Below are 16,770 nucleotides of genomic sequence, written 5' to 3'. Positions count from 1 at the left end.
TCATGGGCAATAAATCAGCATTTAATAGCTTGGATCCTACGTTGTTATATAAAGGCGATTTATTAAAGCGTATATTTTTTACGCTAATAGCTTTAATTTGCTATCGCTTGGGTACTTATGTGCCTATTCCTGGAATTAATCTTGATGTAATTAATGATATATTTCCCAAAGATGGCTCAGGCGTTTTTGGAGTATTTAATTTATTTTCTGGTGGTGCATTGGCTAGAATGACAATTCTAGCATTGAACGTTATGCCATATATAATGGCTTCTATCATTATTCAGTTACTTTCTTCTGCGATTAAAGGAATGAAGGAAGTTAAGAATGATGGAGAGTCAGGCCGTAGAAAGATGAATTCTTATATACGCTATCTGACCATAGTAATTTGTGTATTTCAATCAATTCCAATTTTGGTTGGATTGGAAGGGATGAATAGGGAAGGGGTATTGGTTGTAATCGAACCTGGTGTTATGTTTCGTACAATAGGTGTTTTCAGCCTTTTAGGTGGAACTATGCTTTTAATATGGCTTGGTGAACGAATCAGCGCTAGCGGTATAGGCAATGGTATCTCATTAATCATTTTCACGGGTATAATATCAGAGTTACACAGCGCTTTGTCATCTTTGTTAACGTTAAATAAAAACGGTAGCGTATCGTTATTTATTATCCTTTTTGTTTTGGTATTGTTTTTTTTGCTGCTACTCTTAGTCATTTTTGTAGAGTCTTCTTATAGAAAGGTTATTGTTCAACATCCTAAAAAGCAATTTAAAAGATTACATAATGACGATTTTACTTATATTCCATTGAAGATTAATTTATCTGGTGTAGTACCAACCATTTTTGCTAATGCAATTTTATTGACACCTATTTCAATTGCAAATTTCTATAAGGGGCACGCTTTTTCTGATTTTATTTTGAATTACTTTATGGCAAATAAAGTAGTATATATTGTAGCCTATTTGGTGCTGATAGTATTTTTTAATTTTTTCTATACCAATTTTATATTTAATCCAGAGGAAAACGCAGATTTTCTTAAAAAAAATGGTGGTTTTATACCTGGTAGAAGGCCTGGGAAACATACTTCTGATTACCTTCAAGATATAGTTTTTAAGTTGACATTCATTGGCTCTGCGTATTTGGTAGTCATATGTACTGTACCTGAAGTTATGAGATATTATTATGATATACCATTTATTTTTGGTGGGACGAGCTTACTGATTATAGTGAACGTTATTACTGATACTATTATGCAAATACAATCTTATATTTTTTCAAATAGGTACGACAACTGGATAAAGAAATATGAGTCTAAAACGAGGAAAGTAAGATGATCATTACGATTTTTGGTCCTCCAGGTTCTGGTAAAGGTACTCAGTCAAGCTTGTTAATAGCAAAATATAATTTAAAATTAATTTCAGTAGGGGATTTATTAAGGAATATTATATCTAGCAGTAGTGAGTTAGGTAAAAAAATAAAGGGTACCGTGGAATCTGGTAATTTAATTCAAGATGAAATTATATGTGGATTATTACGTGACCAGCTTGCATTAGTGGATGATAATTGCTTATTAGATGGTTTTCCGAGAAATTTAAACCAGGCTCATTTTTTGACTCAAGTTTTGCAAGAAAAATATAATAGGGATGTTGACATTGTAGTTGAGCTGCAGCTTGACGATAATATTGCAATCGATAGGTTAAAAAATCGTCTCGCGTGTTTGGACTGTAAAAGCATATATAGTGTATCTTCTTTTAAGAGTACTACTTGTGCTAAATGTAAAAGTACGAGGTTAGAGAAAAGAATTGATGATGCTGATATGTCTGCAATTAATAAGAGAATAAGTGAATATCACCTTCAAATGAAAGGTTTACGCGAGTATTATAAAGGCAAATTATTAACAATTGACGCTAATTTGAGTGTTGATGAGGTAACGCAAGAGATTGAAAGTAAAATTTCTTGTAATTTGGTTTGACTCTGAGTTGTTTTATGGTATAAATTAAGAGTTGTTATTAATAAAGTATCGAGGTACCAGTGGCACGTATTGCAGGCATAAATATTCCAGTGAGGAAATGTGTTCCTTTTGCATTAACTTATATATATGGTATAGGTATTGCTACTGCGAATGTAATTTGTCACGCTTGCGAAGTTGATAAGCGCAAACGTGTTTCAGAATTACGAGATGAAGATATAGAAAAGATCAGCGGTTTCATTAGACAAAATTATGTTATAGAAGGTGAGCTCAGAAAAGAAGTGGCTATGAACATAAAATCTTTAGTGGAAATGGGATGCTATAGAGGGGTGAGACATAGAAAAGGTTTACCTGTGAGAGGGCAAAGGACTCATACTAATGCTAAGACTCGTAAAGGTAGATCTCGGTTGCCTATTGCTGGGAAAAAATAAAATTTATTATTATTGTGAGTTTTAATGAAAAAAGTCAAAACGGTTAGTAAGAGTAAGAAGGAGTTTATTACTGGTGTTGTCCATATTCGTGCAACTTTTAATAATACTTTTGTAAATGTAACTGATTTTCATGGTAATACGCTATGTCAAACTTCTGTGGGTGCATGTGGTTTTTCAGGTTCGAGAAAATCCACACCTTATGCTGCAGGTAAGGCTGCGGAGTCTGCTGCGAAGAACGCAATGGAGAGATTTGGTATGAAGGTTGTCTCTGTAATAATTCGCGGTCCTGGCTTTGGTACCGAAGCTGCGGTTAAAGCACTTCAGAGCTGTGGGTTGACTGTGACTTCAATTGCAGATAAAACCGCAATTCCTCATAATGGGTGCAGGTTAAGAAAAAAAAGAAGAGTATAGGATATTTGAAAAGGTTGTTTTATGTATTATAATAATGATGTTTCTCTCTGTAGCAATTTAGATAAATTGATTAAACCTAGTTCAGTTAAGGTAATATCAGATGATTCAAGTGAAAAAAGTGATATAGTGCTAGAACCGTTGGAAAGTGGTTTTGCTTTAACATTAGGTAATGCATTAAGACGTGTAATGTTATCTTCTCTTAAAGGTAGTGCTGTTTATGGAATAAAAATTGAAGGTGTAACTCATGAGTTCACTTCAATTCAAGGGGTGAGAGAAGACGTAACTGATATAGTATTAAATATGGGTATGTTGAGGTGTAAATTAAATGGTGCTTCTAATAAATGCTTAAATTTAAACGCTAAAGGGCCTTGCCAGGTATTAGCTGGGATGATAGAAACTGATGATCAATGCTCTATTGTTAATAAAGATTTGTTAATATGTACGCTGGGGCAAAATGTGGAGCTTAACATGACCATATATGTGGCTAGCGGAAAAGGTTATCTTCCTGTAACTAAATATAAAGAAAATGAACTTTTGAAGCTTATGAGTGAACAGGATTTAATTGGTTTTATTCCAGTTAATGCTTTGTATAGCGCTGTCAACAGGGTTTCGTACAGGGTAGAGAACAGTCGTGTTGGCCAAGTGACTGATAAGGATAAGCTGATATTGTCAATTGAAACTGATGGTACAATTTCTCCGAGTCAAGCTGTTGACTCTGCTGCAAGAATATTACAGGAGCAACTTCAGCCCTTTATTAGTTCTGATGTAAGTTATAAAAAATCGCAGGTTTCTTCGTCTAGTGGTGCTAAAGATTTGGGTTATGACCCTGTCTTATTGCGTAAGGTAGATGAAATGGAATTATCTGTCAGGTCTCATAACTGTCTGAAAAACGAAAACATCACTTATATAGGTGATCTTGTGCAAAAGACAGAAGGTGAAATGTTAAGAACTGCTAATTTTGGCAGAAAGTCTTTGAATGAGATTAAGGCAGTTTTGACTAATTTTGGCTTGTCTTTGGGTATGAATGTGCTAAACTGGCCACCTAAGGATATAGATGAGTTGGCTAAACAACATACTGATGAAGATTAGGTGATATATGAAACATGGAATAAAAAAACGTAAACTATCTCGTTGTACTGAACATAGATTATCGACGTTAAAGAATCTATCTATCTCATTAATTAACCATGAGCAGATTGTAACTACTTTACCAAAAGCTAAGGAACTTCGTCCATATGTCGAAAAGTTTATTACAATTGCTAAGAATAAGAATACTTTACATGGTAGAAGACTTTTGCTTTCACGCCTTCATAATAGTAAGTTAGCAGTTGATAAGTTATTAAACGTCTTAGCCAGCCGTTATCAAGATCGTAAAGGTGGGTATTCTAGAATAATAAAATTTAGCACTCGAAAGGGTGATTGCGCTTCAATGGCAGTGATAGAACTGGTTGATAGGGATATTGCAGCAAGAGGTAAGGTTTATAGTAAAAATAAAGAAGGAGGCAAAGTAGTTACACAAAGTTAATTGTTATCATAATTGTTCTTCTTGTGGTAAGTAGGTTACGCTACTTTGTAGGTTACTTTGGCGAGTTATTAGTTTTAGTATATTTAAAACTGAAATGGTATAATGTTATAAAACGCCGTTACCGTTGTAAGTTCGGTGAAATTGACTTAATTGTATCTAAAAAAAAGGAGCTGATTTTTATAGAAGTTAAAACAAGTTTACTTGGAAAAGAAATACCGATATCTCATCTTCAATGTCAGTCTATTATAAATTCTTCTAAGTATTTCTTAAGTAAAAACCTTAGTTTTTTAGATTATTCAGTCAGATATGATTTATATTTTCTTTCCTTAAAGAGAAGACCTGTTTATATAAAAAATGCTTGGATTGAAGAATGAAAGATTTGTAGCTGAATTAATTTAGATTTACTGGATTTAATATGAAAAAGACCCAATACAATAATTTAGTTTCATCTTACGCTAGAGTGCTATTTCATGTCTCAGGAAGCAGGTTAGGTATTATAAGGAAAGAAGTAGAATTTTTGTTGGCTTTTTTTAAGGATCAACGTGATGTTTTTGTGTACCTATCTCATCCTATGATTTCTTTTGCACACAAAAAAGAAGTGATGCTTTCTATAAATGAGCACTTGAGTGAGAATTTAGTAAAATTTATTATGGTTATATTTGCAAATAAACGCTCTAGTTTATTGATCCTTATATTAGAAAAATTCTTAAGTCTTGCAAGAGAAAATGAAAATGAATTCGAAATTACTATAAAGTCAGCAGAAACTTTAAAGGAATCTGATATAAAAATAATTACTGAATCTTTGAGCTTTCTTGGTAAAATAATAAAAGTAAGCAATGTGGTTGACCCTTCTATACTAGGTGGCTTCGTAGTTAGGTATGGTTTTAATTTGATCGATGCTTCGCTAAAAAGTTACTTGGATAGGTTAGTTGACTTAAGTAAAATGGAAATATTAAAAGTAAGGAATTTTGTATGAAGAACAGTATGAATGTTTCTGAGATAGCAAGTATAATAAGAGAAAAGGTTGAGACGTTTGATAATCCTATAAAGCGGGAAAATATAGGTGAAGTAATTTCAGTAACAGATGGTATCGCATTGGTTTATGGGCTGGAAAAAGCAAAATTCGGTGAAAAGGTATTTTTTGCAAGTGGTGTAGAAGGAATAGTTCTCGATTTAGATCATGATACGGCTGGAATAGTTGTGCTTGGTAATGACCGTGATGTGAAAGAAGGGGACGTTGTAAAATGTAGTGGTGATGTTGTGCAGGTGCCTGTAGGGCATGAATTGTTAGGGAGAGTTGTAAATGCGTTGGGCCATCCTATGGACGACGGTGGGGAAATTAGAGCCAAAAACAGAATGGATATAGAATCTAAAGCGCCAGGCATTATTGATCGTAAGTCTGTGCATGAGCCACTGCAAACAGGAATTAAAATTATAGATTTGCTAATTCCAATAGGTAGAGGGCAGCGTGAATTAATTATTGGTGATAGACAAATTGGTAAAACTACTATTGCGCTTGATACTATTATCAATCAGAAGAAGATTAACGATGAGGTAAACGAAAATCAAAAAGTTTACTGTGTTTATGTTGCTATTGGGCAAAAAATTTCAACAGTAGCAAAAGTGGTAAATAAGCTGAAAGAAAGCGGAGCATTAGAGTATACAACTGTAGTTGTGGCTAGTGCATCTGACTGCGCGCCTATGCAATTTTTAGCACCTTATGCTGGTTGCACTATTGGGGAATTTTTCCGTGACAATGGAATGCATTGTTTGATTATATATGATGATTTATCTAAGCATGCTGTGGCATATAGGCAGATGTCTTTATTGCTCAGACGTCCTCCTGGTCGTGAAGCTTACCCTGGAGATATATTCTATGTACATTCTCGCTTGCTTGAAAGAGCTGCTAAAATGTCTGATAAAAAAGGGCAGGGTTCTTTAACTGCTTTGCCAATTGTCGAAACTCAAGCTGGTGATGTATCTGCATATGTGCCAACAAATGTTATTTCAATTACCGATGGGCAGATCTTTCTTGAGTCTGAATTATTTTATAAAGGATTTCGACCTGCAGTAAATATAGGTTTGTCAGTTTCACGGGTTGGTTCTGCTGCACAACTAAAGTCTGTGAAGAAAGTTGCTGGTTCTATAAAGCTAAGCTTAGCTCAGTATAGAGAATTAGAAGATTTTGCAAAATTTGGTTCTGATCTTGATGCTAGTGTTCAATTATCCTTGAATAAGGGTAAATATCTTGTCGAGTTATTAAAGCAAAAACAACATTTACCTATGTCAATAGAAGAGCAAGTAGTGCTGATGTATATTTTTTCTAACCTATATAATCAGTTAAGTAAAATACAAATAAGTTACATTAATAAATTTGAACATGATCTTATTAATTATTTTCATACTGTACACCCTGGGGTTTTAAAAAAGTTGTCAAATGACATGAGTGATGATATAAAAGGTGATATTTTTAACATTGTGAGTAATTTCGTTACTCAATTTAATTGCGTTTAGGTGGTGATTATGGCTTCATCCATTATTAATAAATTTCCTATGACGAGGGAAGGTTTTGAGAATATGCAAGCCGAACTTGAAAAATTAAAGGAAGAAAAACCTTCTGTGATACAGGCTATTTCTGATGCTCGTGATCAAGGTGATTTGTCTGAAAACGCAGAGTATCATGCAGCACGGGAAAGGTTAGGTTTTATTGAAGGCCGTATAATGGAGATAGAAAGTAAGCTCTCACATGCGGAAGTAATAGAAGTAAAAAATTTGTCTGGTGATTCAGTAATGTTTGGTGCAACTGTGACATTAAGCATGTTAAGTGATAATAACGGTGAAGTGGAATATGTTTATAAGGTTGTAGGCGAATATGAAGCTGATGTTTCAAAGCAGTTAATATCTACTAGTTCACCACTTGGGAGTGCCTTAATCGGCAAAAAAGTCGGTGAATATGTGGAAGTGACAGTGCCAAATGGAGAGAAATTGTATAAAATAGTTAAGATTGAATTTAAGTAAATTATTATGGTACAGGCCACTTATGCTTCAATGAGTCTACCAGGTATTTCTTCTGTGGAAGATGTATTAGAGGATGCTCGTTCCGGTAAATTATTCATTTTAGTTGATGATGAAAATAGAGAAAATGAAGGCGATTTGATTGTCTTAGCTGAGAAAATAAAGCCGGAACATATGGCTTTTATGGTTAGGTACGGTACAGGGGTTGTTTGCTTAGCAATGACTAAATTTCACATGAAAAGGTTGGGCCTTAATTTCATGGAAAAGAAAAATATTGGTGAAAATCATACCGCATTTACTACATCAATTGATGCACGTTATGGCATTACAACCGGTGTTTCAGCAGAGGATAGAACGAAAACTATACATGCTGCTATCAACAAGGATGGTACTCAGGATGACATCATAACTCCAGGTCATGTTTTTCCTGTAATTGCACATAAAGGTGGGGTGGCACAACGTGCTGGTCATACTGAAGCGAGTGTTGAAATGGCGAAGTTAGTAGGGTTTGATCATTCAGCAGTTATTTGTGAATTAGTGAATGATGATGGCTCTATGATGCGCTTACCTCAGTTACTTAAATTTGCTGAACAACATAAAATTAAGTTAACTACCATCGACAAACTTATCAGTTACGTTAAAAATTTAAACTAGCGTTTATAAATTTGTATAATTTAAGTGTTAAAATATAGGATTTCTATAAATTATACAAGCACAGAATTTTCATGTTTAGAGTTGCTAAGTTTTTGACCTTATTGTTCTTTTTTGCATATTGTAATAATGCTTACTCTATTAACATTATTAGAGATAGTGAAGTGGAAGCAATAGTGAAAGAGCTAGCGCAACCTTTATTTTCTGCTGCGGATATTGATCATGAGCAAATAAAAGTTTTTATAATTAATGACAATTCGATTAATGCTTTTGTAATTAACAATAACAGTATTTTCATTCATTTAGGACTTTTACAATATTCGGCTAAACCTTATGTCCTGCTTGGTATATTAGCACATGAGATTGCTCACATATCTGCTGGTCATATATTGCAAATGAGTAGTGCTATGGGTTATTTTCAATCGATAGCAATGATTAGTTATATGGTAGGATTAGTTTCTAGTATTATCATTAACCCTCAGGTTGCTGGTGCAATTTTGCTTAGTGGTGTAGCGTTTAGTTCAAGGCTATTTTTTAACTATTCTCAAGAGCAAGAAAGTGTAGCAGATAGCTATGCTTTAAGGTATCTTGATGAATCTGGCTATGATAATTCAGGTATGAAAGAGATTTTTGATTATTTTAAAAGTATTGAGCATGAGAACACCGAGGAATATTTCCGCACTCACCCACTTAGTGAGAAACGCATATTTGCTGTACAAAATTATAAGGTTAAAAACAACGTAAAACCAATTTTTGCGGATAAGTTACTAAAGTTTGAGCGTGTGGTTGCAAAGCTAGACTCTTTCTTTGCTCCTATTCATGTGTTATCTAATAAATATGAAGATAATTCTGAGTATGTAAATGCTATAGTTTGCTATAGGCAAGGAAAGATAGAAGAGGCTATTGCTAAAGTTAACTCATTGATTCAAGAATCACACAGTGATCCATACCTATATGAATTAAAAGCAGAAATGCTATACAAGGCCGGAAATTTAAGTGAAGCAATAAAAATGTATGAGGAATCGCTTAGGTATTTATCTGAGAAAAACAGTTATTTAGTGAAACTTGCATTATCTCATACTTTATTATTACACGGTGATGCAAAAAAGGCGATTTTTTACCTGGAGCAGATTTTGAATGTAGAACCAAATAACGCTTTTGTCTGGAAATATTTAAGCATTGCATATAAATGTGAAGCTGATACGGCAATGCATTATTTTGCCTTGACAAAAAAGGCTTGTATTGAAGGTGATTTAAAGCAATTTATGAAATACGCTGAGTTAGCTGTTAAAACTCTACCAAAAGATAGCCCTTATTTGTTGCAAGTTGAAGATATGAAGCGGTTTAATGGATAACAAAAAAGCATTTCTGCACTTTTTGGATTATTTTTGTCCACACTTTTCCAACATAGTTTTTGCTTCATCGCTTACGTTGGGCATAATTTTCGTTATGATAGTTTTAGCGCCAAAAAATACACCACAGAACATGCCAAGAGCAAAGAGGGCTGGCCACGGCATCCTGCCAAATATTGCAAGCAAAGCTGCACCAATTATTACTACCGTCATAAGTGGACCGCCTATCCCCCAAACATAACCAATAATATTGCATATTACTTTAGTTGTGTCATCCATATCAACACCAGGGTTATCTGCATAACCTGAGAAAGAGAAAAGCAATACTACACACAAAACACCAAAAAATCCTATTATAGAGCTCATTTTTTTGCCTCTAAATAATAAATTAACGCAAACCTAAACCTACACATATTTTTATTTTAAAGTAAAAATTATAATTTGTCCATACATAAGTGTTGCTACATAAATAACCCACCATTAATGTTAAGCACATGCCCTGTTATATATTTTGCTTCATCACTTGCTAAAAACAAGACCCCTGCTGCTATTTCTTCCCCTGTTCCCATTCTTTTCATTGGAATATTATCTAATATTTTTCCCTTTTGTCCTTCATTTAAAACTTCAGTCATTTTAGTATCTATAAACCCAGGAGCAATACAATTTACTGTTATATTACGACTTGCAACTTCTTTTGCTATGGATTTGCTCATAGCTATTATTCCAGCTTTAGACGCCGCATAATTTGCTTGCCCGGCGTTTCCTGTCAGCCCTATTATTGAGGAAATATTTATAATTCTTCCCCAATTATTCTTAATTAGTTTTCTGCATGCTTCTCTACTCAGCTTAAATGTAGAGCTCAAGTTAATATCAATTACTTTCTGCCATGCTTCATCTGTCATTCTCAATAATAAACTGTCTCGCGTAATACCCGCATTGCATACGAGCCCGTCAAAGCCTTCCATCAGCTCACTTGCTCTATTTATTAGTTGATTTACTTCCTCAGCATTTGATAAATCACAAGGGAGTACATGCATGTTTTTTTCATATTGTTTAGCAACTTCTTCGAGCACTTCTTTTTTTGTGCCAGAAATACATAAAGTTGCTCCGGCTTTGTGCATAATTTTTACAATTGCTTGCCCTATTCCGCCTGATGCGCCAGTAATCAGGAACTTTCTGCTTTCCAATTTAAGCATAATAACTTTATATTATCTTAATTCCTAACAGAATATTGACTAGTTGGCAATAGATTTCTTACATAATATAAGTAACTCAGATATTCACAAAATAAAGAAAAAGTTATAATAAAGTTAAACGTCAAAAAATTTTAAAAACATAGTTGATGCAGGAATTGTTACTAAATAGTTTATTCTGGTGCTCTACAGTCTAAATGGAGTGCTTAAATTATAGATTCTTTGTTTTTGTGTGTTATCTTGAGTTAACACAAATTCACAGTAGTATTATGATAAGTAAGTTAAAAAAGCTTAGCGCTGGATTTTCTTTGACAGGCTTGATTGGCCATGGTGATAATATAAATATGCAAGGAGCAAAAAATAAAAAGAAGAAGTACCCAAAATTTTTGGATAAGACGTTTGCATTGATTGATGCAGTGATAAATTTTATTTTAAAACGCGAAAGTAATAACGTAAATGAAGTCCTGAAAGTAACGTGGGGACCACTATTTTTTGGTCTGGTAGTAATACTCATCTTTTTTGGGATAGGTGGTATTTGGTCGGCTATAGCTCCAATTGACGGTGCGGTGCATGCAAGTGGAGAAGTTATTGTATCTTCAAATAGAAAAATAGTTCAACACTTGGGTGGAGGAATAATAAGCAAAATTTTAGTAAAAGAGGGTCAAGCAGTTAAAAAAGATGAGCCTCTAGTTTTGTTGAGTGATGTTAACGAGAAGGCGAATTTAAGTACCATCAAAGAGAAGCTCTTATCATTTTTAGCAACAGAAGCAAGGCTTCTTGCAATCAGAGTAGATTTGGACACGCTCGAGTTTCCTGATGAGGTTAAAAAATTATCTCACGATGAACTTGTAAATAAAGCGATAAAGAATCAAGTAAAGTTGTTCAACTCTCAGAGAAAGAGCATATTGGGAAAAACAGACATACTGCAACAACGTATAAAGCAGTTAAATGATGAATTAGCGGGGCTAAACTTTCAACTAAATGCAGCTCATAAGCAATATGACTTGATAACTGAGGAGTTGGAAACAAAAAGACAATTACTTGATAGTGGCCATATAAGCAAACCACACATTTTAGCTTTAGAAAAGCAGTTTGCTGAAATTGAAGGCAGAGTTGGACATTACCGTTCTGCAATATCTCAAGTGCAGCAAAAAATTGGAGAGAACGAATTAGAAATTATAAACGTGAGAAATGATTCTCAAGAAAGAGCAAACGCTGAACTTAAGGAAGTTAGTACGTCTATTGCAGACTTGAAAGAGAGACTGATGGTTGCTGAAGATTCATTAGCACGTACAATAATTAAATCGCCTCAAGATGGGATAGTCACAGATATAAGATACCATACTGAAGGTGGTGTTATACAATCTGGAGTTCCGATCATGAGCGTAGTGCCATCGGATGATGACCTAATAATAGATGCTAAAATTCAGACCAGAAACATAGAAGAGATACTGTCAGCACAAAAGAAAGATAGCAACATAGTCTCTATTGATGGGCTAGAAGGGCTAAAGGTTAAAGTTCGTTTAAGTGCTTACAGTGCACGTCGTTTAAGTTTAATTAATGGTATAGTAAGCAATATTTCTCCCGATGCCCTTGATGATCCAAGGCTAGGGCGTTATTATTCAGTACGTGTAGTGATACCAAAACCAGAGCTTGCTCAGTTTAAAAACGTATACCTATACCCTGGTATGCCAGCAGAAGTGTACATAGTTACTCAATCTCGTACTCTTTTATCATTCTTGTTTACGCCTATAATTGCAACAGTCGATAGGTCTTTTATAGAAAGGTAGCTCACTCGTTAAAGTAGTAGTGAAAGTGCCGTAATAAAATTTAGGTACATAATTAGACAATAGGCTTCTTGACCTTACCCAGAAAAAGTGGAGAGAAAGAAAGGAGTTTTTTTGGGTAAAATAAAATTTTGGAGGATTAGAAATGGCAAGAGAATATACGGCAGAATTCAAATTGGAAGCTGTTAAGCTGACAAATGAACAAAGAAAGGTAGGTCAACCAGTTGCAAAAGTAGCAAGAGATCTAGGAATAAGGGATAGTGTATTAGGAAAATGGATGAAGAAATATAACGAAAAAAAGTCAGCGGCAAATGCATTTCCAGATGTAGCACCTTATGACAAAGAGAGATTTGATTTACAGAAAGAGTTAGCAAAAGTAACAAGAGAAAGAGACATTTTAAAAAAAGCCCTGGCCAGTCAAAAAGAGTAAAATATTTTTTCATAAAAGAGCATAGTAAACACTATAAAGTGCAGGAATTATGTAGGGTTTTCTGCTAGTGGCTACTATAAGTGGACTACAAGGAAAATAAGCAGTAGAGAATCAGCAAATAAAGAGTTATTAGCAGATATTCAAAAAATATATCAAGCTTCTAAATGTAGATATGGAGCTCCTAAAATTCATGCTGAATTAAAGGCTTTGGGTAAAAGTTGCAACTTAAAAACAGTGCAAAGTATTATGCAGAAAAATGGTATTCAGGCTATATTGAGAAGAAAATTTAAAATTAAGAAACAACAAACGGACAGTAGCTCCCAATATATTAGACCAAAACTTTATTGTCGATCAACCAAATAAAGTATGGGATTACTTATATAAAAACCAAAGAAGGATGACTATATTTGGCAACAATAATCGATCTATATTCACGCATGGTAGTTAATGAGCAGTTCAATAAATAAACAATTGGTTATGGACTCTTTATTAATGGCCGTTAACAAGCGTAAACCTGCCAAAAATCTACTATTACATAGTGATCAAGGTTCACAATATACTTCGCAAGGTTATCAATATCTCTTAGCTGTAAAGAATATAGATGAGTAATAAAGGCTGTTGTTACGACAATTCTGTTGCAGAAAGCTTCTTTAGCTCATTGAAAAGAGAAATACTTATTGATACTTCACAACACTCTGCTCAACAAACTAGAACTGCAATATTTGAATACATAGAAATTTTTTATAACAAACAACGTCACTATTAACTATTGCATTCCAGAACAATTTGATGCATCATTCTTTTTGTAAAAAACATTCCAAACTTTCTCTCCACTTTTTCTGGGTAAGGTCAATACCTTTAAGCCCAACACCAAGCTCGAGAAAGTAGAAAGTGTGGAGCAGCCTATTCAGTCTTCTTTGAATCTAACATGAAAGGCTATGCTCAAAAAACTATAAGCGTCCAAGTAATTTTTTAAATAAGATAACTCCTTTAGAATATCTCTTAAGCTATTAACTTAACATCACCATAGGATTTAAAACATTCCCCAAAAAATGTTAAAGCTATTTTAGTAAAATACTCAAAACTTGACCCTAAGCAACTTTGAGTTCATGCTCCTGGTACTCTTGCTTTACCTTCCTACATAATCGCTTTTGGAGAAAATATATTACTGGATGAAGAACTCACTATATCACCACACTTTAAACCTTTTACCGCTGCTTTGACTCCTTCTGAGACTTTTTTAGATAGACTAATTGTTTCAAAAGATTGACAAAGTTTTCCAGACCTTTCAAAATATCCCTGTTTAATAGCATCGTAGACCCAATATCCACCAAGCGAGCAATTCTCACCTAATTCTTCTTTACAATTTTTGAACTTTTCCAGTATTTCCTTTTTGTTACTAACTTCTACTATTATTTTATCTTGCTTGTCAGGGTACAAATTAACTTCTAATTCTCCTAAACTAGTAGAGAAAGTTAACACTATATTACTATTGTCTGCAAGATTAGTGTAATGCCTTATGCCATTTTCCGTTATAATTTCTACCTCACTTTTACCGATCTTTACTATATCTCTTCCGTATTCTATTTTTCCTTGAGTTAACCCTAAGCTCCTTGCCCCATCTGTTATCTTTGCGACATCTATTATGCTATCCTCTGAATACTCTAAGTAGAAAGTAGAGTTGTCCATTTTTGCATCTTTTAACTTACCATTAGTTGCACCTCTAACAACTTCCATAAACTTGAGAGTAAGATTTGCACAACTTCCATGAGCTTTTATCATATTAGTTTCATGATCTTCAAATTCTAATTCCAGTGTATTGAGCACATACATACTATCTACAACATACCACACCGCTCCTTTTGATACTAATTTACATATTATATCACTAGCAACCTTGGAGTTCTTTTCTAATTCACTAATCTCTTTTATTCTTTTCATCACACAATCCATAAAGTTATACTTATCTTCATACATCTTTCCATATAGCTTTCCTTGATGAGGAAAATTAAACCTTATTCCAGACTTTATAGCTTCGTTTACAACTTGTTCTAATTGATTCATGTTTTGCGCTTTACCTACTTCATCTAAAAACACTTCTAACTTTGCCTGCTGGTCTAGTATTAAATTATCCCATAGAGTCCTAGATTTAAGCAGATGCTTTTCACTATCTAACCCTTTGAAATCTTTTATTCCTGCTGCCAGCAACAATCTTTCTGCTTCTTTACAACAAGTTTCATCACTATGAAAAACATCTCTGATATATTGAAAGATTCGTAACTTCCCTTTATTGTTATGAAGGCTTAAAACTCTCTTTAAGTCTTGAGTACCCTTGCGTTCATTCAAAAACTTTTCTAATACAGTAAGACCTTTACTTAGAGAAGGAGGGTTATCTTTGTCAACACCACCAAGAATACAGTCTAATTCTTGCTGCAACCTTTTGTGATCCTCAGTTAAAAGATAACCTTCAGCATAGTAGTTACAATTATCAATTGCTATGTCTAGTGGGGTCTTTCCTTGTTTATCACATATATCAGATCTAGCTCCACTATCCAGAAGTGAAGAGATGAGATCATTGTAATCAGTGCTTGCAATACAATGTAAGGGTGTTTTTCCTTCATTATCCTGCTCATTAAGATTAGTTCCTTTTTCCATAAGAGAAGCTATACTATTAGGTCCAGTAGCATAATGCAAGGGTGTCTTTCCTCTATCATCCTTTACATTAGGGTTAGCTCCTGCCTTCAAAAGTAAAGCTACAGAATCGTCATATTCTTTTTCTACCCCAGCTATACTTGATATTATGTGTAATACTGTTAATTTAGATTCTCCTCTTCTAAGATTAAGGACTTTTTCTAGATCTTGATTATCTCCATTGTCTTGTAAAAAATTTCTAAGTCTCACAATATAACCATGTTCATTATAATCACCTTCATCACTAAAAGACAGGTATGCTTGGAGGATACTGAATAATTCTTTATTTAATTCTCTTTGACTTGGTGTTAGACCAGATATGCCAGCAAGCCGTATATGCATTAAGCTATTGAATATATCTCCTCCAACAATATCAACTAAAGAATGATCATCACGACATAGCAATGAGTATTTAAGTGATTCATATTCATCATCCCTTTGCTCTTTTCGAAACTGTTTTAAATTATCACTTTTGGTTAGTTTTTCTAAGTACTTTAGGATTCTATTTTTATTTCCCAATAAAAAATCTACTCCCTTTTCCATTAAAGCACATACTGCTTCTTTATGACCATTTTCGGCAGCAAGAAATAATGGCGTCAACCCCTTTTTATCTATTATATTAATTTCTGCACCTTTTTCTAATAGAGCATCCATTGTCTTTATATGACCATTTTTAGCAGCCATATGCAATGGAGTACGCTTCATTCTATCCACTTCATTAACCTTTGCATCTGCGTTTATTAAGATTTTTACTACCTCTGCGTGACCTTCTTCGGCAGCTAAGTGTAACGGAGTCACCCTGTCTAGATCTACTGCATTGACCTTTGCATCTGCGTTTATTAAGATTTTTACTACCTCTGCATGACCTCCTTCGGCAGCTAAGTGTAACGGAGTCATCCTATCTAGATCTACTGCATTGACCTTTGCACCTATTTCCAATAGAGTCTTCACTGCCTTTATATAACCATTTCCAGCAGCGATATGCAATAGAGTACATCTCTCTGCGCAATTGTTTATCCAATAATTCACATTAAAATTAAAATTTTTCCACTCTTTATACGTGGTTGGATCTATTGCTTTTAACTTCTCTTTTATTTTTTCAATTATGTTATCCCTATTTAAATCATTGTCAGAATTTATTGCACTTAATATTTCTAACCACTTATAATGTATCATATTTCTACCCTATGCTATTGAATTGTTTATATTTAGCTCTTACCACTACACCTAGCAGCACTTGTCTCACAACCACATTTTTTTAGCTCTTCCATATTTAATTTGTCACTAAACACAATTAGCTATACAAAAACCCATCTAC

The 16,770-nt window shown here is 34.0% G+C and carries 20 protein-coding genes; 17 read left to right on the top strand and 3 right to left on the bottom strand.

Features of this window, described 5'->3' with window-relative positions; translation table 11 throughout:
• Positions 1-2 precede the first annotated feature (2 nt).
• The 12 genes from secY to ABWU32_RS05820 all read left to right on the top strand — a co-directional run bounded on the left by secY (position 3) and on the right by ABWU32_RS05820 (position 9,354).
• Positions 3-1,331, top strand: coding sequence for a preprotein translocase subunit SecY (gene secY, locus ABWU32_RS05875; protein ID WP_010962747.1), 1,329 nt, complete (start codon positions 3-5; stop codon positions 1,329-1,331).
• A complete protein-coding gene (locus tag ABWU32_RS05870; protein ID WP_007550178.1) occupies positions 1,328-1,969 on the top strand; it encodes an adenylate kinase family protein in 642 nt (213 codons plus the stop codon). The genes secY and ABWU32_RS05870 overlap by 4 nt, the downstream gene beginning before the upstream one ends.
• A 59-nt stretch (positions 1,970-2,028) precedes the next feature.
• Positions 2,029-2,397, top strand: a complete 369-nt coding sequence (gene rpsM, locus ABWU32_RS05865) for a 30S ribosomal protein S13 (RefSeq protein WP_010962745.1) — start codon at positions 2,029-2,031, stop codon at positions 2,395-2,397.
• Positions 2,398-2,421: 24 nt separating this feature from the next.
• Positions 2,422-2,808 carry a 30S ribosomal protein S11 gene (gene rpsK / locus ABWU32_RS05860; protein ID WP_209473090.1) on the top strand — a complete coding sequence of 129 codons (387 nt, stop codon included), beginning with the start codon at positions 2,422-2,424 and terminating at the stop codon, positions 2,806-2,808.
• A gap of 21 nt (positions 2,809-2,829) precedes the next feature.
• The gene (locus ABWU32_RS05855) at positions 2,830-3,897 is read left to right on the top strand and encodes a DNA-directed RNA polymerase subunit alpha (protein WP_353278551.1); all 1,068 of its coding nucleotides are present in this window, start codon (positions 2,830-2,832) and stop codon (positions 3,895-3,897) included.
• 7 nt (positions 3,898-3,904) lie between these two features.
• Positions 3,905-4,333, top strand: coding sequence for a 50S ribosomal protein L17 (rplQ, locus tag ABWU32_RS05850; RefSeq protein ID WP_007550873.1), 429 nt, complete (start codon positions 3,905-3,907; stop codon positions 4,331-4,333).
• Positions 4,334-4,356: 23 nt separating this feature from the next.
• Positions 4,357-4,707, top strand: a complete 351-nt coding sequence (locus tag ABWU32_RS05845) for a YraN family protein (RefSeq protein WP_012673177.1) — start codon at positions 4,357-4,359, stop codon at positions 4,705-4,707.
• Positions 4,708-4,748: 41 nt separating this feature from the next.
• On the top strand, positions 4,749-5,309 hold the full coding sequence (gene atpH, locus ABWU32_RS05840; RefSeq protein WP_010962742.1) for an ATP synthase F1 subunit delta: 561 nt from the start codon (positions 4,749-4,751) through the stop codon (positions 5,307-5,309).
• Positions 5,306-6,847, top strand: coding sequence for a F0F1 ATP synthase subunit alpha (gene atpA, locus ABWU32_RS05835; protein ID WP_012673176.1), 1,542 nt, complete (start codon positions 5,306-5,308; stop codon positions 6,845-6,847). Before atpH ends, atpA begins: the two co-directional genes overlap by 4 nt.
• Before the next feature lie 9 nt (positions 6,848-6,856).
• Positions 6,857-7,351: a transcription elongation factor GreA gene (gene greA, locus ABWU32_RS05830; RefSeq protein ID WP_007549342.1), complete on the top strand. Its 495-nt coding sequence runs from the start codon at positions 6,857-6,859 to the stop codon at positions 7,349-7,351.
• Positions 7,352-7,357: 6 nt separating this feature from the next.
• A complete protein-coding gene (ribB, locus tag ABWU32_RS05825) occupies positions 7,358-8,002 on the top strand; it encodes a 3,4-dihydroxy-2-butanone-4-phosphate synthase (protein ID WP_007549343.1) in 645 nt (214 codons plus the stop codon).
• A 71-nt stretch (positions 8,003-8,073) separates the two neighbouring features.
• The gene (locus ABWU32_RS05820) at positions 8,074-9,354 is read left to right on the top strand and encodes a M48 family metalloprotease (RefSeq protein ID WP_012673175.1); all 1,281 of its coding nucleotides are present in this window, start codon (positions 8,074-8,076) and stop codon (positions 9,352-9,354) included.
• A gap of 27 nt (positions 9,355-9,381) precedes the next feature.
• Here the strand turns inward: ABWU32_RS05820 and ABWU32_RS05815 are convergent, their stop codons facing one another.
• Together ABWU32_RS05815 and fabG are read right to left on the bottom strand one after the other, a co-directional pair.
• Entirely contained in the window at positions 9,382-9,717 is a 336-nt protein-coding gene (locus ABWU32_RS05815) for a TrbC/VirB2 family protein (RefSeq protein WP_007550269.1), read from the bottom strand.
• Positions 9,718-9,812: 95 nt separating this feature from the next.
• Positions 9,813-10,547 carry a 3-oxoacyl-[acyl-carrier-protein] reductase gene (gene fabG / locus ABWU32_RS05810; protein WP_015589136.1) on the bottom strand — a complete coding sequence of 245 codons (735 nt, stop codon included), beginning with the start codon at positions 10,545-10,547 and terminating at the stop codon, positions 9,813-9,815.
• Between the two features lie 266 nt (positions 10,548-10,813).
• On the opposite strand from fabG, the gene ABWU32_RS05805 reads away from it, so the two are divergent.
• The 5 genes from ABWU32_RS05805 (at position 10,814) to ABWU32_RS05785 (ending at position 13,527) form a co-directional block, all read left to right on the top strand.
• Positions 10,814-12,334 (top strand): HlyD family type I secretion periplasmic adaptor subunit, encoded by a 1,521-nt coding sequence (locus ABWU32_RS05805; protein ID WP_353278549.1) that lies wholly within the window; start codon positions 10,814-10,816, stop codon positions 12,332-12,334.
• A gap of 142 nt (positions 12,335-12,476) precedes the next feature.
• Positions 12,477-12,761: a transposase gene (locus ABWU32_RS05800; RefSeq protein ID WP_039964423.1), complete on the top strand. Its 285-nt coding sequence runs from the start codon at positions 12,477-12,479 to the stop codon at positions 12,759-12,761.
• Positions 12,762-12,782: 21 nt separating this feature from the next.
• Complete coding sequence (locus ABWU32_RS05795; RefSeq protein WP_095866567.1) at positions 12,783-13,124, top strand: IS3 family transposase; 342 nt, start codon at positions 12,783-12,785, stop codon at positions 13,122-13,124.
• A gap of 84 nt (positions 13,125-13,208) precedes the next feature.
• Complete coding sequence (locus tag ABWU32_RS05790) at positions 13,209-13,370, top strand: DDE-type integrase/transposase/recombinase (protein ID WP_264378153.1); 162 nt, start codon at positions 13,209-13,211, stop codon at positions 13,368-13,370.
• On the top strand, positions 13,363-13,527 hold the full coding sequence (locus ABWU32_RS05785; protein ID WP_010082072.1) for an IS3 family transposase: 165 nt from the start codon (positions 13,363-13,365) through the stop codon (positions 13,525-13,527). The genes ABWU32_RS05790 and ABWU32_RS05785 overlap by 8 nt, the downstream gene beginning before the upstream one ends.
• Positions 13,528-13,898: 371 nt before the next feature.
• Here the strand turns inward: ABWU32_RS05785 and ABWU32_RS05780 are convergent, their stop codons facing one another.
• Positions 13,899-16,628, bottom strand: a complete 2,730-nt coding sequence (locus ABWU32_RS05780) for an ankyrin repeat domain-containing protein (RefSeq protein WP_265027847.1) — start codon at positions 16,626-16,628, stop codon at positions 13,899-13,901.
• Positions 16,629-16,770 lie beyond the last annotated feature (142 nt).

Origin of the sequence: Wolbachia endosymbiont (group A) of Udea olivalis (assembly GCF_964028365.1) — a bacterium.
Classification (GTDB): domain Bacteria; phylum Pseudomonadota; class Alphaproteobacteria; order Rickettsiales; family Anaplasmataceae; genus Wolbachia; species Wolbachia pipientis.
Note: the sequence above shows the minus strand (reverse complement) of the source record. Positions and strands in the feature narration are given on the sequence as shown.